This is a genomic window from Sphaerotilus sp., from assembly GCF_041083715.1.
Taxonomy (GTDB): domain Bacteria; phylum Pseudomonadota; class Gammaproteobacteria; order Burkholderiales; family Burkholderiaceae_C; genus Sphaerotilus.
In genome coordinates this window covers 1-22,930 of record NZ_JBFPGY010000281.1, presented here as the reverse complement: position 1 = coordinate 22,930, position 22,930 = coordinate 1, and the positions used below count along the sequence as shown (strand labels likewise).

Sequence of the window (22,930 nt, the reverse complement as noted above, 5' to 3'; positions counted from 1 at the left end):
TGCGCGACTACCTGGCGCAGCACCTGAACGGCGAGCCGCTGATCCCGCTGTTCGATGGCGCGCAGTACGCCAGCGCCGCTGCCGACGAGACCTTCGCCGAGGGCGAGGGCGCCGAGTGGTGCGTCTCCTTCAGCGAAGAGGGCGCCAACCTGCGCGAGAGCTACGTCAACCTGATCCCGACCATCGCCGGCGGCACCCACGAAGCGGGCCTGAAGGACGGCCTGTTCCAGGCGGTCAAGGGCTTTGTCGAGATGCACGCGCTGTGTCCCAAGGGCGTGAAGCTGATGCCGGACGATGTGTTCGGACGGGCCAGCTTCGTGCTGTCGGCCAAGGTGCTCGATCCGCAGTTCCAGGGCCAGACCAAGGAGCGCCTGAACAGCCGCGACGCGCTGCGGCTGGTGTCGTCCTTCGTGAAACCGACGCTGGAGCTGTGGCTGAGCCAGCACGTCGAACATGGCAAGAAGCTGGCCGAACTGGTCATCAAGCAGGCGCAGGCCCGCCAGCGCGCAGGGCAGAAGGTCGAGAAGAAGAAGGGCTCGGGCGTGGCCGTGCTGCCCGGCAAGCTGACCGACTGCGAGAGCCGCGACCTGTCGATGAACGAGGTCTTCCTCGTCGAAGGCGATTCTGCAGGTGGCAGCGCCAAGATGGGCCGCAACAAGGAAACGCAGGCCGTGCTGCCGCTGCGGGGCAAGGTGCTCAATGCCTGGGAGGTGGAGCGCGACCGCCTGTTCGCCAACAACGAGATCCACGACATCGCGGTGGCGGTGGGCGTGGATCCGCACGGTCCGAACGACCGACCCGACATGTCGGGTCTGCGCTACGGCAAGGTCTGCATCCTCAGTGACGCGGACGTGGACGGCTCGCACATCCAGGTGCTGCTGCTGACGCTGTTCTTCCGCCATTTCCCCCAGCTGGTCGAGAACGGCCATGTCTACATCGCCAAGCCGCCGCTGTACCGCGTGGATGCCTTGGCCCGCGGCAAGAAGCCAGCCGCGAAATTTTACGCACTCGACGAAGGTGAATTGCAGGCGATACTTGACAAGTTGCGCAAGGAAGGGGCGCGCGACGGTTCCTGGAGCATCAGCCGTTTCAAGGGGCTGGGCGAAATGAACGCTGGGCAGCTCTGGGAGACCACGCTGAATCCGGACACGCGCCGGCTGATGCGGGTGGAGTGCGGTGCACTGGGCGTGACCGAGACGACCGCTGCGCTGACCCGTCTGATGGGCAAGGGCGAGGCGGCGTCCCGGCGCGAACTGATGGAGCTGCACGGCGATGCCGTGGACGTGGATGTCTGAAGTCTGACCGGTTGCAGGCCGGTGATGGGGGTGGAGAGATGGAGCAGTTCAAGGGTGTGGTGGGATCGGTGGCGGCCGGACTGGGGCCGTACGCGCCCAAGGTGATCGGCGCGCTGGTGATGCTGCTGGTCGCGTGGATCGGCAGTCGGCTGGTGCGCACGGCAGTCACGCGGTTGTGCCAGAAGCGCCAGCTCGACGAGAAGCTGCAGTCGCCGGGTTTCTCGGCGATGCTGGCCAATGTCGGTGTCGGGGTGGTCTGGCTGTTCACGCTGCCGGGGCTGCTGGAGACGCTCGAACTCAAGGGCCTGCTCGACCCGGTCAACGTCATGATGTCGCGCATCATGGGGTTCGTGCCGAATCTGGTCGGCACCATCGTGGTGTTCGGTATCGGCTTTCTGGTGGCGCGCATCGTGCGCCAGATCGTCACCGGCATGCTGCGTGCTGCTGGTTCCGAGAGGGTGGCCGAGCGCATGGGGTTGACCACCTCGCTGGGCGAGGGTGGGCTGGCCGGACTGGTCGGCTCGCTGGTCTTTTCTTTCATCATGCTGCCGGTGCTGGCCGCAGCGCTGGAGCCGCTCGGGCTGGATGCTGTCACCAAGCCGGTGAGCAACCTGCTCGACACGGTGATCGCGCTGATCCCGAAGATCACCGCTTCGGCGGTCATCGTCGCGGTCGCTGCGCTGATCGGGCGTGCGGTGGCGGGCATCACCACTGGCGTGCTGAGCGGCATGGGGTTCAACAAGCTGTCGCAACACCTCGGTCTGGGCGAGATGGGCCGCGCTGGTGCGCGCTCGCCGTCGGAGCTGGCCGGCTCGGTCGTGATGTTCGCGATCGTGATCGTCGCGGTGATGCAGGCCTGCGAGGTGCTGGGCTTCGCGATCCTGACCAAACTGGTGGTGAATCTGGGGGCCGTGATGGCGGGCGTCGCGGTCGCCGGTGTCGTGATGATCGGCGGGCTTTGGCTGTCGAACTGGGTCGCCGGCCTGATCCGCGCGGGTTCGGCGGTGAACGCGCCAGCGCTGGCGAACCTGGTGCGTGGCGCGATCCTGTTCTTCACCGCTGCGCTGGCGCTGCGCCAGGCGGGACTGCCGGGGGACATCGTCGGCATCGCCTTCGGCTCGGTGGTGGGTGCGATCGCGGTGGGCGTGGCCGTCGCCGTGGGGGTGGGCGGTCGCCATGTGGCGGGGCGCCTGCTGGAAGAAGCCGTGCAGGCCTTGCGCACCGAGCCGCCGCCGTCGGACACGCCGCCCATCCAGTTTCCGGACTGAGCGCGGACCAAGCACGGCATGTGGGTCCGACTGCGTCGCCGCCATTTCGACAGCCGCCCGCTGGCGTGGCAGTTCGCGGTCGTGATCCTGCTGCCTGCGCTGCTGGTGGCTGCCATCCTGCACTGGGGGTTGCGGGTGGCACCGGAACTTGTCGGTGCGGTCCTGGCCACGGCTGGGCTGTCGACCGTGGTCAGCGCGCTGCTGGCCCACCGTGTGGGCCGCGCGCTGCGCCAGCTCATCGCGGCCACCCGGATCGTGCGCCGCAGCACCCCGCTCGATGACGTGAATCTGCCGCTGCAGACCTGCAGCGCCGAGCTGCAGCGTGCCAGCGCGGGTCTGCGCCGGCTGATCGAAGTCTGGCGTCGGCGACAGCGCGAACTGATCGCGCAGACCGAGATCCTGGGCCGGCGCCTGGAGCTGCGCACGCATGAACTCTCCACCTTGCAGGACCTCTCGATCGGACTGGCCAGCAAGACGGAGTTGCATGAACTGGTCGCCGAGGCGCTGGGCGCGCTGGAGCAGACCATGGCCTACACCAGCGCCTCGGTCTGGTCACGCACCGCGCGTGACGAAGGCGGGCAGGTCGTCCTGATGGGCTACCGCCAGAACGACGACGATGCCGGGCCATTGCCCGCCGATGACCTGACCGGGATGCGCCTGTCGCGTTCGAATCTGCAGCATTACGAGCACATCGAGCGTGAAGGCGCGGCCATTGTCGAGAACCGCGTGCGGCAGAGCCTGCTGTCGTGGCTGTGGTCCTGGCTGTCGGACGATGCGCGCACGTCGGGCCTGTACCGGGGCACGAAGGCCTGGATGGCGGTGCCGCTGAAGTCGCGCGAGTCGGTGATGGGCGTGCTGCGGGTCGACCACCAGGAGCCGGATTTCTTCGACGCCGAGCGGGTGCGCCTGCTCACGGCGGTCGGCAGCCAGACCGGGCTGGCCATGCGCCACGCACAGCTGCTGGCCCAGCAGAAGGACCAGGCCGTGGTGGCCGAGCGCAACCGCATCGCCCGCGATCTGCACGATGCGGTGTCGCAGACCCTGTTCGCAGCCAATGTGATCGCGGGCACGCTGGGTCGGCTGGCGTCCCGGCTGGCCGGAGGTGACGCGGGAGCTGCTGCGCTGCAGCAGCAGGCCGAGGCACTGGAGCGGCTCAACAAGGGCGCGCTGTCGGAGATGCGGCTGCTGATGTTCGAGTTGCGTCCCGATGCACTGGAGCACCTGCCACTGGCGGAGCTGCTCCAGTACGCGATCGACGCACTGGCCAGCCGAGGCACGATCGAGGTCTCGCACCGCCTGGCGCACGAAGACCGGCTGCCTGGCACCAGCCGCATCCATATTTACCGCATCGCACAGGAGGCGCTGTCCAACATCGGCCGCCACAGCGGTGCACGCCATGCCGTGATCGAATGGATCGTGCCCGAGCACGGCACCGGTGGACGCTTGCGCATCGCCGACGACGGGCATGGCTTCGACCCCGGTGCATCGCCACCGGGCCACTTCGGTCTGAGCAACATGGCCGAGCGGGCGGCCGAGATCGGCGCGACCTGGAACATCACCTCGGGACCGGACGAGGGCACCGAAATCCGGCTGGAACTGCCATGAACAAGAACGACCACAAGAGCGACGCTCATCCGGCACGCGTCAGCGTCTTCATCGTCGACGACCACCCGATGATCCGCGCCGGTCTGGTGGGGATGATCGCGGGTGAGAGCGACTTCCTTTGTGTCGGCGAAGCCGGGCATGGCGCGGACGCCGTGCGGATGATCCCGACGCTGCAGCCGGACATCGTGCTGATGGACCTGCTGATGCCCCAGATGGATGGCATCGAGGCCATCCGGCAGCTGCGGCCACTGGCGCCGCAGACGCGCTTCCTGATCCTCACCAGCCTGACCGAGCCTGGCGAGGTGCAGCGGGCGCTGGCGGCGGGAGCCGTGGGCTACCTCACCAAGACCGCGTCGGCGCATGAGCTGGTCAACACGATCCGCGCTGCCTTCAGCGGTCGCCGCGTGCTGTCGCCCGAAGCCACCGAGGCGCTGATCAGCGTGTCGCAGCATGCCGCCCCCGGCGCCGACCTGACCCAGCGCGAGCGCGAGCTGCTGGCGCTGATGGCCCGCGGCCTGAGCAACCAGGACATCTCGGACCAGCTGCACATTGCGCTGCCGACGGTCAAGTTCCACATCACCAACATCCTCAGCAAGCTCGGCGTGAGCAACCGCACCGAGGCGGTGCTCGTCGCCTTGCGCCACAAGCTGGTGCCGGCCAACTGAAAGCCGTGAAACCCGGAATCTGCCAGATTCACCCGGGGTTGCGACCAGGATCCAGTGTGGGCGGAGGCGGTGATGCATCGATACTGGGCGATCGATGTCTCCACCCGGCTGCTGCCCCGATCCCATGTCCGTTCATTCCTGTTTCCGCGCCAGCGTGCTCGTCGCATCCATGGCGTTCTGTGCGCTGTCAGGCGTTGCCGTGCAGGCCGCGCCGGCACTGGCCGGCTGCGAGCTGTTCCCCTCCAGCGCCGTCTTCAGCCAGCGCATCGACGACGTGCAGCGCTTTCCGCCGCACGAGCGCAGCGCCGCCTGGCTGGGCTCCATCGGTCTGGGGCGCAAGCTGCACGCCGACTGGGGTCGCACGGTCGATCCCGTGCAGACCAGCCACTACTACGGCATTCCCGTCAGTGTGGTCGACGGCACGCCAGCCACGACCCGGTGGCCGCTCGTCAGCCACTCCATCCAGGATGCACGCGATTCGAACGGCAGCGGTGTGCCGTCGGAAAGCGACTGTGCGGTCGGTGACCAGGGCCTGCCTGCGCTCAAGCGTGGCTGCGACAGCCTGATCCCGTCGCGCCGGCGCTTTCCGTATCCCAATGACGCGCTGCTCAAGGCCGAGCATGGCCTGTGCAACGACCCGGCGGCCTGCGGGGACCGGCACGTGCTGGTGCTGGAGCAGGGAGCATGCCGCCTCTGGGAAAGCTATTTCACTTACCAGGTGAACGGCCACTGGAGTGCCTACTCCACGGCCGCCTGGGACCTGAAGTCGATGGAGATGCGGCCCGATGGCTGGACCTCCGCCGATGCGGCCGGCCTGCCCATCCTGCCGCTGCTGGCGCGCGCCGACGAGGTCGAGGCCGGCGTGATTCCCCATGCGCTGCGCGTGACCTTCCGTGACGCCGTGCTCGACCGGCGCCACACCTGGCCGGCCAGCCACTCGGCTGGAACGGCCCGGGCCGATGGCATTCCGTTCGGCGCGCTGCTGCGTCTGAAGGCGGACTTCGACATCCCGTTCTGGTGGACAGCCCAAGCCAAGGTGCTGGCGCGGGCGATGCAGAAGTACGGTCTCTACGTGGCCGATATCGGCTCGGACTTCTACGTTCAAGGCGATCCAGACGAGCGCTGGGGTCGTCTGACGATCTGGCAGATCCAGCGCATGAAGCTCAACGACTTCGAGTTTGTCGACATCGGTGCCATCACGCGCCATCCGCGCTTCAATCCGCGGTCCTATCAAGCCGCCTGGTGATCCCCTGTCGCATCCGAGCGCAGCGAACCCGACTTTGGTACAGGCCGGCCCCGGACCTCGGTCCGGTACTGCCCGGAGCAGGCGTGCCTACCATGCGCTGGCGGGCCGCACATCCTCCCCCCCGCGGATGGCCCGCAGGGAACTACAACTGACAGGGAGGGTCTTTTTTCAAAAAAGACAACTGTCATGGGGGAAGGTCAATTCGAATCGAATGCACGAACTCAAAACAATGAACAATTGCTTCGCATCCAGTCTGGGTGGCACTTTTCATTTCGACCCAGGCATGGGCTGCAAACAGGGGGCAGGCTGCTGACGGACACCTGAAGGATCCGCACATGGAACTCGGTACGGCCTCCATCCTGGTGCAACTGCTGCTGATTTTCATCCTGGTGGTCTTGTTCGCCGGGCGGCGCTGGATGCGGATCCGCCGTGATCGGCGTGACGCCCCTCCCGGTGTCACGGCGCCACCGGGCCGGTCGTCGGCGCCCGCCTTGCCTGCTGCGCCTGCACGGGTCGAGTTGCCGCCCTCGGTGCGACGCGCGCCGGTCCGTGAAGCACCAGACCTCGTGTCCGAGGAACTTCTGCCGCCTTGTTTCGCCGACACCTGTGCCGACTGGACCCAGGTGGAGTCCGGCATGGGCCAGGCGCCGATCACCCGGTTCAGTCTGACCGACTGGTCGGCTCCGGCGGACCCGTTCGGCGTTCGCAGCGATGTCCTGCACAATCGCGCCGCGGGTGCACCACTGCGCCTGAGCTGACCCGCGCCGGTCTCCACTGGGCAGCGGGCCATGCCGTGACCCGACTGCCGCAAGATGGACCAGACCACGATCGATTTCTCTTCCGCTCCCGCCGGTGATGCCGGCTCCGGCGATGACGCCCTGACCCTCGCGCACTACGCCGAGCGTGCCTATCTGGAATACGCGCTCAGCGTCGTCAAGGGCCGGGCACTGCCCGATGTCTGCGATGGCCAGAAGCCGGTGCAGCGCCGCATCCTCTATGCGATGCAGCGCATGGGCCTGACCACCTCCCGCAGCAGCAGCGGCCAGACCAGCGGCGCCCGCCCGGTCAAGAGCGCCCGCGTTGTCGGCGACGTGCTTGGCCGCTACCACCCGCACGGCGACACCGCTGCCTATGACGCCCTGGTGCGCATGGCGCAGGACTTCGCGCTGCGCTACCCGCTCATCGATGGCCAGGGCAACTTCGGTTCGCGCGACGGTGACGGTGCCGCGGCCATGCGCTATACCGAAGCCAGGCTGGCCCCGATCTCGCGGTTGCTGCTCGACGAGATCGACGAAGGCACGGTCGGGTTCATCCCCAACTACGACGGATCGACCGAAGAGCCGCGCCAGTTGCCGGCCCGGCTGCCGTTCGTGCTGCTCAACGGGGCGTCCGGCATCGCGGTCGGCCTGGCCACCGAGATTCCGAGCCACAACCTGCGCGAGGTGTCGGCCGCCGTGGTGGCGCTGATCCGCGACGAGTCACTGAGCGACGATGCGCTGCACGCGCTGCTGCCCGGTCCGGATTACCCGGGTGGCGGTCAGCTCATCAGCAGCGAGAGCGACATCCGCGATGCCTACCGCACCGGCCGTGGCTCGCTGAAGGTGCGCGCCCGCTGGAAGATCGAGGATCTGGCGCGCGGCCAGTGGCAACTCGTGGTCACGGAATTGCCGCCAGGCGCCAGCAGCCAGCGCGTGCTCGAAGAGATCGAGGAGCTGACCAATCCCAAGATCAAGACCGGCAAGAAGGCGCTGACACCCGAGCAGACGCAGCTCAAGACGACCGTGCTGTCGGTGCTCGATGGCGTGCGCGACGAGTCGAGCAAGGACGCGGCTGTGCGGCTGGTGTTCGAGCCCAAGAGCCGCGCCATCGACCAGCAGGAACTCATCACCACGCTGCTCGCGCACACCAGCCTGGAAAGCTCCGCATCGGTCAACCTGACCATGGTGGGCGCCGACGGCCGGCCGACGCAGAAGAGCCTGCGCCAGATGCTTGCCGAGTGGATCGGCTTCCGGCTGGCCACTGTGCGCCGGCGCACCGAGCACCGGCTCGCACGCGTGCTGGACCGGATCCACATCCTCGAAGGGCGGCAGACCGTTCTGCTCAACATCGACGAGGTGATCCGCATCATCCGCGAGAGCGACGAGCCGAAGGCCGCATTGATCGCGCGTTTTCGCCTGAGCGACCGGCAGGCCGAGGACATCCTGGAAATCCGCCTGCGCCAGCTCGCTCGGCTGGAGGCGATCAAGATCGAGCAGGAGCTGTCGGAGCTGCGCGGCGAACAGGGGCGGCTGGAGGACATCCTCGGCAACCCGAATTCGCTGCGCCGGCTGGTGATCCGCGAGATCGAGGCCGATACCAAGGCGTTCGGTGACGACCGCCGCACGCTGATCCAGGCCGAGAAGAGGGCGGTTGCCGAAGTCAAGGTGATCGACGAGCCCGTGACGGTGGTGGTGAGCCAGAAGGGCTGGGTGCGTGCGCGCACTGGCCACGGGCACGATCCGGCCGGGTTCGCGTTCAAGGCCGGCGACGGGCTGTACGGCACCTTCGAGTGCCGCACGGTCGATCCGCTGATCGTCTGCGGCAGCAATGGGCGTGTCTACTCGGTGGCGGTCAGCGCGCTGCCGGGGGCGCGCGGCGATGGGGCGCCGATCACGTCGCTGATCGAGCTGGAGTCTGGCACGCAGATCCTGCATTACCTGGCTGGACCCGCGGACCGCATGCTGCTGCTGGCGCACAGCGGCGGCACGGGCTTGCTGGCGAAACTCGGCGATCTGGTCACCCGCCAGAAGGGCGGCAAGAGCTATCTGACCCTGGAGCCTGGCGAGCAGTGGTTCCCGCCTGTCACGGTGGCACCGTCGCACACGCAGATCGCCTGCCTGGCGGGCGGTGGGCGGCTGTTGGTGTTCGGGTTGGGGGAACTCAAGCACCAACCCAACGGCGGGCGTGGCCTGGTGTTGATGGAGGTCGACACCGTCGATCCGTTGCGGATGGTGGTGCCCTTCACCACCGGGCTGCGGGTCAGTGGGGTAGGGCGTGGTGCCAAGGCCCGCGACGAGGACCTGCGACCAGCGGCGCTCGCCACCCATGTCGGCCGACGTGCGCGCAAGGGACGCGCGATCGACACGACCATCAAGGTTCAGGGTATCGCTGCCTTTTGAATGGCCCGATCAAGCAGTGCGGCCATTCTTGGCCGCATATTGCCATTTGGTTGAGTTGATATTGCTGGGCCGCAATTGATAAAAAACAGCCTTGGTTAATCTCAGTTAAGGTTGTCTGTGTAACCTGTCGTTGTTTTGGCGACTTGGATTGTGATCGAATCGTAACTGTCGTGAGCCAAATATTCCCGGTGCCTTGGGCCAATGGAGCTGTCTGATGGTTGTGGTGTCCCAACTTTCTACAGTTGTCGCGCCGGTGGTCGATCCTTGGTCTGATTCCAGTTCCCCCGCACCGTGCCACTCAGGTGGCGCGGGCTTTCAGGCCCGGCCCATTCTTGGCCGGGCCTTCTTTTTTCCGGGGCAGGAATTGTTTCAGACTAAGGCGGCCTTCATCCCCAACCGTTAGCATCAGGGATTCACTGAGGGATATTTTCAAATCATGCGATTGCTGCTGGCAGAAGACGACCCCTTGCTGGGCGATGGTCTGCGCGCAGGGCTCAAGGCCCTGGGGTTTCAGGTGGACTGGGTGCGTGATGGCGTGGCTGCCGAGCGCGAGCTGCTGAACCAGACCTACACCGCGGCGATCCTCGATCTGGGCCTGCCCCGTGTCGATGGCATGGATGTGCTCAACAACCTGCGGACCCGCGGCGTGGTGACGCCTGTGCTGGTGCTGACGGCCCGCGACGCCGTTCCCCAGCGCATCCAGGCGCTCGATCTTGGCGCAGACGACTACGTCGTGAAACCGGTCGACCTGCATGAACTCGCGGCCCGGCTGCGGGCACTGGTGCGTCGCTCCCATGGCCAGGCGCAGGACCGCCTGAGCTGCAATGGTGTCGATCTGCAGCCAGCTTCGCGCGAGGTCTGGGCGGATGGCGAGGTGGTCAAGCTCTCCAGCCGCGAGTTCAGCCTGCTGCACGTGCTGATGCTGCGTCCGGGTCGTGTGCTGACCCGCGAACAGCTCGAAAACCACCTCTACGGCTGGGGCGAGGAAGTGGGCAGCAACACCATCGAGGTGCATGTCCACCACCTGCGCCGCAAGCTCGGCTCGCACCGCATCCGCACAGTGCGTGGTGTCGGCTATGCATTTGCGGCCCAGTCCAGCCCGGCGGCCACCGACGCTGGCCCGGACAGCAGTCTCGCGCCGCTGTGACCACCCGTGTCGCCAGCAGTTCGCTGCGTACGCGGCTGCTGCGGCGGGTGCTGGCGGGGGTGTCGCTGCTGTGGCTGCTGGCCGCGGTGCTGGCGTGGGCCGATACGCGGCGCGAGCTGGACGATCTGCTCGACGGTCACCTGGCGCAGTCGGCGGCGCTGCTGGTCGCCCTGCAGTTGCAGGACGGTGGCGAGGTGTTGCTGCCGCCGGCCAACAACCTGCACCGCTATTCGCCGCGGGTCGCTTTCCAGGTCTGGCGTGCGGGGCAGCTGGACATGCACTCGTGGAATGCCCCGTCCGAGCCGCTCGCGCCGCTGCAGCCTGGCTTCCATGCGTCTCACCTGGCCGGCCGGGACTGGCGTGTCTTCGCCGCGCGACCGGCCCAGTCCGACGTGATCGTGCTGGTCGGTGAGCTGAGCTATTCGCGTGCCGAGATTCTCCAGGCGGTGCTGCGCAGTTCGCTGCTGCCGCTGCTGGTGGCACTGCCTCTGCTCGGGTTGAGCGTGTGGTGGGCCGTCCGGCTGGGCCTGGTGCCGCTGGACCGGCTGGGCAAGGAGCTGGCCAGCCGGGATCCGGCCGCGCTCGATCCCATCCGGATGCACGATGCGCCCACTGAACTGCTGCCGCTGGTGAGTGCGCTCAACGAGCTGTTCGAACGAACGACCGCATTGCTGGCGTCCGAGCGGCGCTTCACCGCCGATGCCGCACACGAGCTGCGCACGCCGATCGCCGGCATCCGGGCCCAGGCCCAGGCTGCACTCGCCGTGCACGATCCGGCCGCACGGCGCCACGCGCTGCAGGCGACGCTGGTGGGCTGCGACCGCGCCACCCGGCTCGTGCAGCAGCTGCTGACGCTGGCCCGGCTGGAGGCCGAACCCCAGGCCCGCCTGAACCAGGTCGACCTCGTGGTGCTGGCGCGCGACGAGGTGGTCGAGATCGCCTCGGCCGCGTTCGACGAAGGCCAGGAGCTGCAGCTGGACGCGCCCGAAGAGGAGGGCTGGCTGCGGGTGCGCGCCGAGCCGACGCTGCTGGCGGTGCTGCTGCGCAACCTGATCGACAACGCCTTGCGCTACAGCCCGCGCGGGGCGACGGTGCGGGTGTCGGTGGTGCCGGTGATGCCGGACTGGGTGATGCTGGTGGTCGAGGACAGCGGCCCCGGTCTGCCGCCGGAGCATCTGGCGCGGCTGGGCGAGCGCTTTTTCCGGGCCCTCGGCAACGAGCGGCCGGGCAGTGGCCTGGGCTGGTCGATCGTGCGTCGCATCGCGCTGGCGCTGCAGCTCTCGGTGGAGGTCGACCGCTCACTGGAGCTGGGCGGCCTGCGTGTGCAGGTCGGCATGGCGCTGTCCGGCGCCGAGTCCGATCCGGCCGATCCGCCTCAGGGCTCGAGCGGACCGGTCCGCGCCGCGTCGTTGTCCCAGACGTAGCGGCACAGCGTCCTGCTTTCGGGCAGCAGGTAGATCACCTGGGTGGCTTCGGCCGGGGCTGGCGTGCCGGAATGGTCGGTCTGGGCCCATGCCGGACGCAGGCTGCGGCCTTGCGGTGTGCGTGCGAAGGCGCGCAGTCGGCGGTCCAGCGTGGCGCTGTCACCCGGATCGAAGCGTTCCCACAGCAGATCCACCGGCAGGCCGTCGATCAGCCGGATCAGGGTGGCGCCTTCCTCGCGCAACAGCGCCAGCACGGCATCCTCGTCGCGGATCTGTCCGCGCAGGTGCTGCCACTCGTCGAACAGCATCGGTTGCATGTCTTCCAGGTGCACCCCCGCCTGCTGCAGGGCATCGGTCCACGCGGCGAGGTCACTGGCATTGACGGCGCTCGCCAGCCAGCGGCGGCGTCGCCGACCGAGTGGCATCAGCATCACGTGGCGCTCGCCGGGGCCCAGCGCCTGGTCGAAGTGCGCCCGCGCCTGTTCCAGCATCGCCGACCGCGGGCCGTCGCCTTCGATCAACCGGTGCAGCACATATTCGTCCGCCACCCGCAGATGGGCGATCGACGGCAGCGTGTCGACATCGGCCAGCCGCAGCGCGGCCAGCGCTGCCGACAACGCGCTGCCACCACTGCCGCCCGCACTGGCGGACGCCTGGCTCTGCTGCGTCCAGCCAGGGCCGAGCAGCTGGGCCTGGCAGCCCCGCATGCGCAGCTCCAGCAGCAGCTCAGACCGCCATCGCAGCGACACGTCGGGCTTCCTCCCGCGAGACCAGCCCGGCCGTGACCCATTCGAGTGCAGCGTCCTGCAGGCCGGCGTAGCCTTCCCGGCCCGCTGCGGCCTGCAGCGGCCGGTGTGGTGCAGGCGTGGTCAGCAGATCGGCCAGTGGTGGCGTCAGTGCCAGCCAGCGGCTGATCACCTGGCGTCCCATGTGGCCGGTGTGGTCACAGTCCTGGCAACCGGTGCCGCGCACCGAGGGGGGCTGACCGGCATGCCATGAGGCCACTGGCCGGCTGCACGAAGGGCAGTTCAGACGCAGCAGGCTCTGCATGAGCACGCCCTTGAGCGTGACAGCAAGCACCGGCGCCGACACGCCCAGGCGTTCCAGCCGCATCAGTGCCGACCATGGATCGGGTGCGGCCACGCTCAGCACGACCGGGCGCCCGCTCAGGGCTTCGTCGACAAGGCGGGCGGCCGCCTCCGGCGTATCCAGCTCGTCGATCAGCAGCCGGTCCGGATCCTGTGCCAGGGCGCTGGCGAGTTCGGGCACGGTCGGTCGCACCAGCCGCAGCACGCGCTGGCCGCAGGCGCCCAGCTCCCGTCCCAGCGCCTGCAAGGTTTCGGACTTGCCAGCCCCTGGCGGCGAGACCACCAGCCACAGGCCGTGGGCGAGTTGCAGGGAATGCCGCAGCCGCTCCAGCGTGCCGCTGTCGTGTCCGAGTTCATCCAGTCCGGGAGGGTGGCGATTGACCGCCACCACTGGGAGGCGCAGTACTGCAGCGCGCTGCACGTTGCCATCGGGCAACGGGCGCTGCAGCACCGTGATGTGGGCCGTCCACTGGCGCCCCGCATGCACCACCGGCAGGTGGCCGTCGCGGGTTGCTGCTGCCTGCAGGGCCTCGAAGACCGCGTCGAACGAGGGCCCCGGTGTCTCTGGCGCGGCGGTACGGCGCAGGCTCCCCTCGACACGCATCTGCCAGACACCGGAGGCTGGATCCACCTTGTCATCCGGCGCCGGTTCGGCCTGCAGCCAGTGCAGGTGGGTGGCGTGTGCGCCCAGCGCCTGCCGGAGCATGTCGTTGATGTGGCGCAGTGCAGCGGTTTCCGTCGGCCTGCCGTGGCCCGGCTGGCGTACGCCGGTGCGCAGGGCCTCATCGGTTCGCCGGGTCTGCTCGATCCGGTCGATGAAGCCGAGCAGCGCCTGGACCGGCGTGATGTACCAGCGTGTGCGCGGGTGGCCGGCATCGCGCAGACGCGCCTCCAGCCACAGGCGGTGGTCGCGGTCGAAGGGGTCGGCCAGCACCAGTGCGATCGCGCCGTCCGCGGCGCGCAGCGCCACGCACAGTCGTTGTCGGCTGACGTCCATCGGGATCAGGCGGGTATCGGCCTGCTCGACGCTGGCCCGTGTCAGCTCGGCCGGTGGCATGCCGCTGGCCAGCCCTAGCCAGTCACGGAATGCACCGTCCTGTGTGGACGGGGGCATGGGGCGGTGCGTATCGGCGCTGTATCGCCGCATCAGGCGCTGGACAACCCGTTCGGCCTGTTCCTGCGCCAGCATCCTGGTCTGCTCCTGCTCGCTCATGGTGCCATTAGGCCCCATGCCGTGGACTGCGACCGCCCCTTGCCTGTGGGCCGACGCCCCCAGAGACGCGCCCCGTCAAGTACGGGGCTCGGCACAAAGGCGTGGATGAAATGGACATGAAGGGCGAAATATGAGGCAAATTCCGCAAATTATTTCACATATTGTCTGGTTCTGGCATGAAGGCAACCAGCACCAAACCCGCGGCGATCACTGTGATCAATGCAAACAGGCCGAAACTCCAGAGTTCGAATGGCACACCGAGCAGGGACACCGCCGCATCGGCGCAGGACGAACGGACTTCAAACACTTCCGGCTGCCACGCATCCAGCCCGAGGCCTGAAATGATCCGGTCAGCGAGTGTCATGTCGCACGATGGCAGCTTGGAGGCGACGAGATTCTGGTAGAGCGCTGCTGCGCCGCCGGCTGCGCCCAGTCCTGCGACCAGCGTCGATGACAGCACCTTCGACAGCCGCCCGAGGCCTCCGACCGGCAGGGCCGCCGCCAGCAGCGCGACGACCGCGATCGCCAGGAAGAGGATGCGCTGCAGGATGCACCAAGGGCAGGGCTCCATGCCGAAGTGGTGCTGTGCGAACAATGCGCCACCCACGCTGGCCAGACAGGCCAGCGCGATCAGCACGAGCACTGCCCGCGTGTGGCGCCTCAGCATGTGCGCGGCGTTCATTCGACTTCGGCGATCAACTCGATCTCGACGCAGGCCCCGAGCGGGATCTGCGCCACGCCGAAGGCGCTGCGGGCATGGGCCCCGATCTGGTCGCCGAAGACCTGTGCGAACAGCTGCGAGGCGCCGTTGGTGACCAGGTGTTGCTCGGTGTAGTCGCTGGTGCTGTTGACCAGGCTCATCACCTTGACGATGCGGCGCACGCGGCCCAGATCGCCGATGGCGGCCTGCAGCGTGCCGAGCAGATCAATGGCAATGGCGCGGGCGGCCCGCTGGCCTTCTTCGGTGGTCATGGTCCTGCCGAGCTGGCCGACCCACGGTTTGCCGTCCTGCTTGGCGATGTGGCCGGACAGGAAGACGAGGTTGCCCGTGCGCACGAACGGCACGTAGGCGGCGGCGGGAATGGCCACGGGCGGCAGCGTGATGCCCAGGTCCTGGAGGCGTTGGGGGATGCTCATGGGAGGTTCCGGAAAATCTTCAGGTGGTCAAGTGAAAAGATCGCAATGTGCCATGCCAAGTGTCTGCACGATCCTACACTGGCTGCAGATGAAACTCCGGGGGGCGGGGCATGGTGCCGACAGGCAGGGAGCGTCCGTGAACGCGCGGCTGGGCAGCGGTGGATGGTGGGTGGCCATGGGCTGGCTGGGCGGAAGTGCGCTGCAATTGCAGCAGTCCACCGTGGCGGATCCGCAGGCCTACCTGCTGGCGGCTGCATCTGGTGCACTGTGCCTCTGGCTGCGAACGGTCATTCGGCCGCAATGGTCTGCCGGTGTCCTGTTCATGCTGTCGGCCGCCCTGCTGTCCTGGTCGGTGACCGACTGGCGGGCCCACCAGCGGCTCGCTGACCGGCTGGATCCCATGCTGGAGATGCAGCCGATGCGCGTCACCGGCGTGGTGTCCGGGCTGCCTGTGTGGCGGCCCGAGGGCATCCGATTCGAACTGGCGGTCGAGCGCACGGATCCGCCCGTGCCGGAGGGCGTTCCCACCCGACTGAGCCTGTCCTGGTATCCGTCTGGCGATGGCGCCGCGTTCACTGCGGTGACCATGCCACGTGCCGGCCAGCGCTGGAGCCTGCCCGTGCGCTTGCGGTTGCCGGACGGGCCGGTCAACCCGCATGGGTTCGATGCCGCGCTGGGCTGGTTCGAGCGGGGGGTCGGTGCCGTCGGCACGGTGCAGAGCCGCGCGGGTACGGTCCCTGCACTGCTTGGCGAGACCGGTGGCGAATGGGTGGACCGGTGGCGCCAGGATCTGCGTGACCGCCTGCGTGGCCGCCTGGGCGACACGCCCGCCGCCGGGCTGCTGGCCGCGCTCGGGGTGGGCGACCAGGCGGCGATCGAGCGCGAGGACTGGGCGGTGTTCCGCACGACGGGCGTTGCACACCTCGTGTCGATCAGCGGCCTGCACGTCACGCTGCTGGGCTGGTTGGGCGGTGTGGCGCTCGGGCGCATCTGGCGCTTGCACAGCGCGTGGCTGTTGATACAGCCGGCGCCGGTCATCGTGCGCTGGGGTGGTCTGGCGGTGGCGGTGGCGTATGCGCTGCTGGCGGGGTGGGGCGTGCCGGCGCAGCGCACGGTGCTGATGCTGGCGATCGTCGTGCTCCTGCGCAGTGGCGCACGGCGCTGGTCGGGTGGCCGCATCCTGCTGGCAGCGGCGGCAGGTGTGGTGGCCTGGGATCCGTGGGCGATGCTGCAGGCCGGGTTCTGGCTGTCGTTCGTCGCGGTCGGGTTGCTGATGCTGGGCGGCTCTCCGTCCGAGGTGGCGGTGGTTTCCGGCTGGCGCGGGCGCGTGTCGCGGGAGTTGCGCAGCCTCTGGCGCACGCAGTGGGTCGTCACGCTCGGGTTGGCGCCGTGGACACTGCTGTTTTTCCAGCAGGTCTCGCTGGTTTCGCTGCTGGCCAATGCCGTGGCCATTCCACTGGTCACACTGGTGATCACGCCGCTGGCGCTGCTCGGGCTGTTGCTGCCACCGCTGTGGGTCTGGGCGCTGCCGGTGGTTGACGGCTTGATGCATGTGCTGCAGACGCTCGCTGCGTGGCCCTGGGCGAGCGTGCACCTGCCGGCTGCACCAGCGTGGGCCCAGGTGCTGGGCATCGCGGCGGCCGCGCTGCTGGTCGCACCGCTGCCCGCGGTGCAGCGGCTGGCGGGCCTGCCGCTGCTGCTGCCGATGCTGTGGCCCGCCCTGCCGCTGCCGCCCGATGGGGAGTTCGAGCTGCTCGCCGCCGACATCGGCCAGGGCAACGCCGTGCTGGTGCGGACGGCCCGCCACAGCCTGCTCTACGACACCGGGCCTGCGTATGGCCGCCATGGGGAAGCAGGCAATGCCGGCGAGCGGGTGCTGGTGCCGCTGCTGCGGGCGCTCGGTGTGCGCGCGCTTGACCAGCTGATCATCACCCACCGCGACACGGACCACAGCGGTGGCGCGGGCGCGGTGATGCAGGCGCTGCCGGTCGGGTTGGTGCAGAGTTCGCTGGAACCGGGGCATCCGCTGCGCGAGCGCGCACCCCACCAGCGCTGCACTGCCGGCACGCGCTGGGAGTGGGATGGCGTCCGTTTCGAGGTGCTGCATCCGGAGGCGGCCGACCACGACCGACCGGGACTCGCCGTGCTGCGGCCCAACGCGGTGTCGTGTGTGCTGCGGGTGGCGTCGCGTGGCGGCCGGGTGCTGCTGCTCACGGGCGACATCGGCATCGACCAGGAGCTGCGTCTGGTCATCCGCCAGCCGGAGCGCCTGAAGGCCGAGGTGCTGCTGGTGCCTCACCATGGCAGCGGATCTTCTTCGGTGTTGTACTTTCTCAAATCAGTGCAACCGACCTGGGCTATCGTGCAAGCCGGGCGGCACAACCGCTATGGCCATCCAGCGCCATTGGTGATGGAGCGCTATGCCAAGCAGGGTATTTCGATGGTCCGGACGACCCAATGTGGTGCGTGGCACTGGCAGAGTGCGGACGGGACACATTGGTGCGCACGGGATCAGCGCATCCGCTACTGGCATTTGATCGACCCTGTACCGCTGGTGGCCGATGGCCCTGATATTGCTAAGTCTGTTCTCAACGATCAACCACACCCATGAGACCGATGTTCGACGAAATGAATGCCACCGGCACTTCGGTGCGGGAACACTATCGGACCTATGAGCGCTGGCTGGCACAGCAGCCGCGCGAGGTGATGCATGCCCGCCGCGAAGAAGCCGAAATGATCTTCCGACGGGTCGGGATCACGTTCGCCGTCTACGGCGACAAGGATTCCGGCGAGGGCACCGAGCGGCTCATTCCGTTCGACCTCATCCCTCGGGTCATTCCTGCCCATGAGTGGCGCGAGATGGAGAAGGGGTTGCGACAGCGTGTCACGGCGCTCAACCGCTTCATCCACGACGTCTACCACGGCCAGGAAATCGTCAAGGCTGGCATCGTTCCAGCCGACCAGATCCTCTCCAACGCGCAGTTCCGCCCCGAGATGATCGGCGTGGATGTCCCTGGCGGCGTGTACTCGCACATCTCCGGCATCGACATCGTGCGGGCGGCCAACCCGGACGGCAGCGGCAACTACTACGTGCTGGAGGACAACCTGCGCGTGCCCAGCGGCGTGAGCTACATGCTCGAGAACCGCAAGATGATGATGCGGCTGTTCCCGGACCTGTTCGCCAGCCACCGTGTCGCGCCGGTCGCGCACTACCCGGACCTGCTGCTGGAGACGCTGCGCGAGGTCGCCCCGAACGGCGTCAACGACCCGACGGTCGTCGTGCTGACCCCCGGCATGTACAACTCGGCCTACTTCGAGCATGCGTTCCTCGCGCAGCAGATGGGCGTCGAGCTGGTCGAGGGCCAGGACCTGTTCGTGAAGGACAACTTCGTCTTCATGCGCACCACCCGCGGCCCGAAGCGCGTGGACGTGATCTACCGCCGGCTGGACGACGATTTCCTCGATCCGCTGGTGTTCCGCCCGGACACGACGCTGGGTTGCCCGGGGCTGCTGTCGGTCTACCGTGCCGGCAACGTGACGCTGTCGAACGCGGTCGGCACCGGTGTCGCCGACGACAAGTCGATCTACGCCTACGTGCCCAGGATGATCGAGTTCTACCTGGGTGAGAAGCCGATCCTCAACAATGTGCCGACCTACCTCTGCCGTGAGCAGGACGACTACAAGTACGTGCTCGACCACCTCGACGAGCTGGTGGTGAAGGAAGTGCACGGCGCCGGTGGCTACGGCATGCTGGTCGGGCCGGCGTCCACCAAGGCCGAGATCGCCGCGTTCCGCGCGCAGCTCGTCGCCAATCCGAGCAACTACATCGCCCAGCCGACGCTGAGCCTGTCCACCTGCCCGACGTTTGTCGAATCGGGCGTGGCGCCGCGTCACATTGATCTGCGACCCTTCGTGCTGTCGGGCAAGACGGTGCAGATGGTGCCGGGGGGATTGACCCGCGTGGCCCTCAAGGAAGGCTCTCTGGTGGTCAACTCGTCGCAAGGCGGTGGCACCAAGGACACCTGGGTGCTTGAGGATTGATGAGGATTGAACCAAATGCTGTCACGCACTGCTGATCACCTGTTCTGGATGTCGCGCTACATGGAGCGCGCCGAAAACACCGCCCGCATGCTCGACGTGAACTACCAGACTGCGCTGCTGCCGCAGTCCACGGCCGTCTCGGAGCTGGGCTGGCGCGGCCTGCTGAGCATCTCCGAGCTGAGCGGCGACTTCGCCCGCCGCTATGGCGAGGTCACTGCCAAGAGCGTCATGGACTACATGGTCCGCGACGAACGCAACCCGTCGTCGATCTTCTGCTGCCTGCGGGCGGCGCGTGAGAATGCCCGCGCCGTCCGCGGCGCGCTGACGACCGAAGTCTGGGAAACCACCAACCAGACCTGGCTCGAATTCAACCGCCTGTTGCGCGAGAACACCTTCGAGCGCGACCCGAGCGCGCTGTTCGAGTGGGTCAAGTTCCGCTCGCACCTCTCGCGCGGCGTGCAGGTCGGCACCATGCTGCAGGACGAGTCGCTGCATTTCGTGCGCATCGGCACCTTTCTGGAGCGCGCCGACAACACCGCCCGCCTGCTGGACGTCAAGTTCCACGCCGTCGAGAGCGATTTCTACGGCGCCGCCGATGCCCGCGATCAGGAATATGACTTCTACCACTGGTCGGCGATCCTGCGTTCGGTGTCCGGCTTCGAGGTCTACCGCAAGGTCTACCGCAACGTGATCCAGCCCGAGAAGGTGGCCGAACTGCTGATCCTGCGCCAGGACATGCCGCGTTCGCTCGCGGCCTGCACGCAGGAGGTCGTCGCCAACCTGAAGCTGGTGGCACCCGACGCCACGTCCGAGACGCTGCGCCGCGCGGGGCGGCTGCACGCGGATCTGGAATTCGGCCGCATCGACGAGATCCTGTCGACCGGCCTGCACGCCTACCTGACGCAGTTCCTCGACCGCGTCGGCGACCTCGGGGCCGGCATCAGCCGCGATTTCCTCGTGGCCGTTCACTGAATCCAAGAAAGCACTCTCCCGTGTCCATCCACGTCGCGCTCAGTCACGTCACCCACTACACCTACGACCGCCTGGTCAACATGGCGCCACAGATCGTGCGCCTGCGGCCGGCGCCGCACTGCCGCACGCCGATCCTGTCGTATTCGCTGCGGGTCGAGCCTGAGACCCACTTCATCAACTGGCAGCAGGATCCGTTCTCGAACTACCTGGGCCGCCTCGTCTTTCCGGAGCCGACGCGCCACTTCAAGGTCACCGTCGATCTGGTGGCCGAGATGTCGGTCTACAACCCGTTCGACTTCTTCCTGGAGCCGAGCGCCGAGAACTACCCCTTCGTCTACGAGGACGGGCTGAAGCAGGAGCTGGCACCGTATCTGGTGCCGGAGCCTGCCACGCCGGCCCTGCAGGCCTTCGTGGACTCGATCGACCGCAAGGAAGTGCGCACGATCGACTTCCTCGTCGGCCTCAACCAGCGGCTGCAGCAGGACATCCAGTACGGCATCCGTCTGGAGCCAGGCGTGCAGACGCCGGAAGAGACGCTGACGCTGAAGTCGGGTTCGTGCCGCGATTCGGGTTGGCTGATGGTGGAGACGCTGCGCCACCTGGGGCTGGCGGCGCGGTTCGTGTCGGGTTACCTGATCCAGTTGAAGTCGGACGTGAAGGCCCTCGACGGCCCGAGCGGCACCGAAGTGGACTTCACCGACCTGCACGCCTGGTGCGAGGTCTACCTGCCCGGCGGGGGCTGGATCGGTCTGGACCCGACCTCGGGCCTGATGGCCGGCGAAGGCCACATCCCGCTGGCCTGCACACCGCAGCCGTCGAGCGCGGCGCCGATCAGCGGTGCCGTCGACAAGTGCGAAGTCGAATTCAGCCATGAGATGCGTGTCACGCGCATCTGGGAATCGCCGCGGGTCACCAAGCCCTACACCGAAGACCAGTGGGGCGAGATGCTGGCGCTGGGTGAAGCGGTGGACGCCGAGCTGGTCGCGGGCGACGTGCGCCTGACGATGGGCGGCGAGCCGACGTTTGTCTCGGTCGATGACCGGGATGGCGCCGAATGGAACACCGACGCGCTTGGCCCGACCAAACGCCTCTACGCGCAGGAACTCGTGCGCCGACTGCGGGACGAGTACGGGCAGGGCGGCTTCCTGCACTTCGGCCAGGGCAAGTGGTACCCGGGCGAGCAGCTGCCGCGCTGGGCACTGTCGATCTACTGGCGCAAGGATGGCCAGCCCTGCTGGCACAACCCCGAGCTGTTCGCCGACGAGCGCGACCCGCACCAGTACACGGCCGAAGATGCACAGCGTTTCATCCGCCTGCTCAGCGCCAAGCTGGGCATGACCGACGAGTTCGTGCAGACCGGCTTTGAAGACACCTGGTACTACCTGTGGCGCGAACGCCGTCTGCCGGTCAACGTCGATCCGTTCGACAGCCGGCTGGAGGACGAGCTGGAGCGGGTGCGCCTGCGCCGCGTGTTCGCGCAGGGGCTGGACGAGCCGATCGGCTACGTGCTGCCGCTCAAGCCGGCAGGCGCACCCGGTCTGGCCGGTCCGCGCTGGGTGACCGGCCCGTGGTTCTTCCGCGACGAGCGCATGTACCTGATCCCTGGCGACTCGCCGATGGGCTACCGGTTGCCGCTGGACTCGCTGCCCTGGGTGGCGAAGAAGGACTATCCCTACCAGATCGACCATGATCCGTTCGCCCACCGTGAACCGCTGCCACCGGCATCCCAGGTGCGCAGCCAGTACGCGGCCCACGTCATCGGCGGCGGCTTTGCCGAAGGGGGCACGGTGGCGCTGCAGCGTGGCGGTCCGACCGAAGGCGACTACGCCTTCGGCGATGTCTTCGGTGCCGACGCAGCGACGCCCGGTTCTGGCGCGGGCCCGACGACCGACGCGGGCCATGGCCCGGGCGCGGTTCCACGCGCGGTTCCGCTGTCACCCCTCTCTGCGCTGAATGCCGAGGAGCTGGCCCGCCATCCACAGCGCTTCGAGTCGGCGCACTGGATCACCCGCACCGCACTGTGTGTCGAAGCGCGTGACCCGCGCCGCGCCAATGGCCCGAAGGCCGAAGGGGTCGGCAAGGCCACGGGCGTGCTCTATGTGTTCATGCCTCCGCTGGCGCATCTGGAGGACTACCTCGACCTGCTGGCTGCGGTCGAAGCCACGGCCGCCGATCTGCGGGTCCAGATCGTGCTCGAAGGCTACCCGCCGCCGCGCGATCCGCGCCTGACGGTGCTGCAGGTCACGCCGGACCCTGGGGTCATCGAAGTCAACATCCATCCGGCGCACAGCTGGCGCGATCTGGTCTCGCAGACCGAGTTCCTCTATGACGCCGCGTGGAAGACCCGCCTGTCGACCGAGAAGTTCATGCTCGACGGGCGCCACACCGGCACCGGCGGCGGCAACCACATGGTCATGGGCGGTGCCACGCCGTCGGATTCGCCCTTCCTGCGCCGGCCGGACCTGCTGGCCTCGCTGCTGACCTACTGGCACAACCACCCGTCCCTGAGCTACCTGTTCTCGGGCATGTTCATCGGCCCGACCAGCCAGGCGCCCCGCGTCGACGAGGCCCGCAACGACCAGATCTACGAGCTGGAAATCGCGCTGGCCGAGATCGAGCGCAGCAAGGCGGTCTACGGCACGGACATGCCGCCGTGGCTGGTGGACCGCAC

At 67.9% G+C, this 22,930-nt stretch carries 17 protein-coding genes; 13 read left to right on the top strand and 4 right to left on the bottom strand.

Annotated elements, in window-relative coordinates; all coding sequences use genetic code 11:
- From AB3X43_RS12830 to AB3X43_RS12790, 9 genes are all read left to right on the top strand, one after another.
- The coding region (locus AB3X43_RS12830) for a toprim domain-containing protein (RefSeq protein WP_369430243.1) at positions 1-1,295 on the top strand (1,295 nt) is incomplete at its 5' end.
- 38 nt (positions 1,296-1,333) lie between these two features.
- The gene (locus AB3X43_RS12825; RefSeq protein ID WP_369430242.1) at positions 1,334-2,563 is read left to right on the top strand and encodes a mechanosensitive ion channel; all 1,230 of its coding nucleotides are present in this window, start codon (positions 1,334-1,336) and stop codon (positions 2,561-2,563) included.
- A gap of 18 nt (positions 2,564-2,581) precedes the next feature.
- A complete protein-coding gene (locus AB3X43_RS12820) occupies positions 2,582-4,168 on the top strand; it encodes a GAF domain-containing sensor histidine kinase (protein ID WP_369430241.1) in 1,587 nt (528 codons plus the stop codon).
- Complete coding sequence (locus AB3X43_RS12815) at positions 4,165-4,833, top strand: response regulator (RefSeq protein WP_369430240.1); 669 nt, start codon at positions 4,165-4,167, stop codon at positions 4,831-4,833. Before AB3X43_RS12820 ends, AB3X43_RS12815 begins: the two co-directional genes overlap by 4 nt.
- A gap of 124 nt (positions 4,834-4,957) precedes the next feature.
- A complete protein-coding gene (locus tag AB3X43_RS12810) occupies positions 4,958-6,079 on the top strand; it encodes a hypothetical protein (RefSeq protein WP_369430239.1) in 1,122 nt (373 codons plus the stop codon).
- Positions 6,080-6,414: 335 nt separating this feature from the next.
- A complete protein-coding gene (locus AB3X43_RS12805) occupies positions 6,415-6,837 on the top strand; it encodes a hypothetical protein (protein ID WP_369430238.1) in 423 nt (140 codons plus the stop codon).
- Between the two features lie 54 nt (positions 6,838-6,891).
- Entirely contained in the window at positions 6,892-9,237 is a 2,346-nt protein-coding gene (gene parC, locus AB3X43_RS12800) for a DNA topoisomerase IV subunit A (protein WP_369430237.1), read from the top strand.
- A 436-nt stretch (positions 9,238-9,673) separates the two neighbouring features.
- Positions 9,674-10,384, top strand: coding sequence for a winged helix-turn-helix domain-containing protein (locus AB3X43_RS12795; RefSeq protein WP_369430236.1), 711 nt, complete (start codon positions 9,674-9,676; stop codon positions 10,382-10,384).
- Complete coding sequence (locus tag AB3X43_RS12790) at positions 10,381-11,808, top strand: ATP-binding protein (RefSeq protein WP_369430235.1); 1,428 nt, start codon at positions 10,381-10,383, stop codon at positions 11,806-11,808. Before AB3X43_RS12795 ends, AB3X43_RS12790 begins: the two co-directional genes overlap by 4 nt.
- On the opposite strand, the gene AB3X43_RS12785 is transcribed toward AB3X43_RS12790, so the two are convergent.
- From AB3X43_RS12785 to AB3X43_RS12770, 4 genes are all read right to left on the bottom strand, one after another.
- A complete protein-coding gene (locus tag AB3X43_RS12785; protein ID WP_369430234.1) occupies positions 11,760-12,557 on the bottom strand; it encodes a hypothetical protein in 798 nt (265 codons plus the stop codon). The two genes, AB3X43_RS12790 and AB3X43_RS12785, sit on opposite strands and share 49 nt — an antisense overlap.
- Entirely contained in the window at positions 12,535-14,109 is a 1,575-nt protein-coding gene (locus AB3X43_RS12780; protein ID WP_369430233.1) for an ATPase, T2SS/T4P/T4SS family, read from the bottom strand. Before AB3X43_RS12780 ends, AB3X43_RS12785 begins: the two co-directional genes overlap by 23 nt.
- Positions 14,110-14,263: 154 nt before the next feature.
- A complete protein-coding gene (locus AB3X43_RS12775; protein ID WP_369430232.1) occupies positions 14,264-14,791 on the bottom strand; it encodes a disulfide bond formation protein B in 528 nt (175 codons plus the stop codon).
- The gene (locus AB3X43_RS12770) at positions 14,788-15,246 is read right to left on the bottom strand and encodes a RidA family protein (RefSeq protein ID WP_369430231.1); all 459 of its coding nucleotides are present in this window, start codon (positions 15,244-15,246) and stop codon (positions 14,788-14,790) included. Before AB3X43_RS12770 ends, AB3X43_RS12775 begins: the two co-directional genes overlap by 4 nt.
- A 136-nt stretch (positions 15,247-15,382) precedes the next feature.
- Between AB3X43_RS12770 and AB3X43_RS12765 the strand changes: the two genes are divergently transcribed.
- The 4 genes from AB3X43_RS12765 to AB3X43_RS12750 form a co-directional block, all read left to right on the top strand.
- A complete protein-coding gene (locus AB3X43_RS12765) occupies positions 15,383-17,857 on the top strand; it encodes a DNA internalization-related competence protein ComEC/Rec2 (protein ID WP_369430230.1) in 2,475 nt (824 codons plus the stop codon).
- Entirely contained in the window at positions 17,854-19,287 is a 1,434-nt protein-coding gene (locus AB3X43_RS12760; protein ID WP_369430229.1) for a circularly permuted type 2 ATP-grasp protein, read from the top strand. Before AB3X43_RS12765 ends, AB3X43_RS12760 begins: the two co-directional genes overlap by 4 nt.
- A gap of 15 nt (positions 19,288-19,302) precedes the next feature.
- A complete protein-coding gene (locus tag AB3X43_RS12755) occupies positions 19,303-20,259 on the top strand; it encodes an alpha-E domain-containing protein (protein ID WP_322590237.1) in 957 nt (318 codons plus the stop codon).
- A gap of 20 nt (positions 20,260-20,279) precedes the next feature.
- On the top strand, positions 20,280-22,930 hold a 2,651-nt coding region (locus AB3X43_RS12750; protein ID WP_369430228.1), incomplete at its 3' end, for a transglutaminase family protein.

What these genes read in the sequence shown, in the direction of transcription:
- AB3X43_RS12775 (WP_369430232.1), bottom strand. Translation starts at nt 14,791, where the DNA reads ATGAACGCCGCGCACATGCTGAGGCGCCACACGCGGGCAGTGCTCGTG.
- AB3X43_RS12780 (WP_369430233.1), bottom strand. Translation starts at nt 14,109, where the DNA reads ATGAGCGAGCAGGAGCAGACCAGGATGCTGGCGCAGGAACAGGCCGAA.
- AB3X43_RS12825 (WP_369430242.1), top strand. Translation starts at nt 1,334, where the DNA reads ATGGAGCAGTTCAAGGGTGTGGTGGGATCGGTGGCGGCCGGACTGGGG.
- AB3X43_RS12760 (WP_369430229.1), top strand. Translation starts at nt 17,854, where the DNA reads ATGAGACCGATGTTCGACGAAATGAATGCCACCGGCACTTCGGTGCGG.
- AB3X43_RS12805 (WP_369430238.1), top strand. Translation starts at nt 6,415, where the DNA reads ATGGAACTCGGTACGGCCTCCATCCTGGTGCAACTGCTGCTGATTTTC.
- AB3X43_RS12795 (WP_369430236.1), top strand. Translation starts at nt 9,674, where the DNA reads ATGCGATTGCTGCTGGCAGAAGACGACCCCTTGCTGGGCGATGGTCTG.
- AB3X43_RS12810 (WP_369430239.1), top strand. Translation starts at nt 4,958, where the DNA reads ATGTCCGTTCATTCCTGTTTCCGCGCCAGCGTGCTCGTCGCATCCATG.
- AB3X43_RS12815 (WP_369430240.1), top strand. Translation starts at nt 4,165, where the DNA reads ATGAACAAGAACGACCACAAGAGCGACGCTCATCCGGCACGCGTCAGC.
- parC (WP_369430237.1), top strand. Translation starts at nt 6,892, where the DNA reads ATGGACCAGACCACGATCGATTTCTCTTCCGCTCCCGCCGGTGATGCC.
- AB3X43_RS12770 (WP_369430231.1), bottom strand. Translation starts at nt 15,246, where the DNA reads ATGAGCATCCCCCAACGCCTCCAGGACCTGGGCATCACGCTGCCGCCC.
- AB3X43_RS12755 (WP_322590237.1), top strand. Translation starts at nt 19,303, where the DNA reads ATGCTGTCACGCACTGCTGATCACCTGTTCTGGATGTCGCGCTACATG.
- AB3X43_RS12820 (WP_369430241.1), top strand. Translation starts at nt 2,582, where the DNA reads ATGTGGGTCCGACTGCGTCGCCGCCATTTCGACAGCCGCCCGCTGGCG.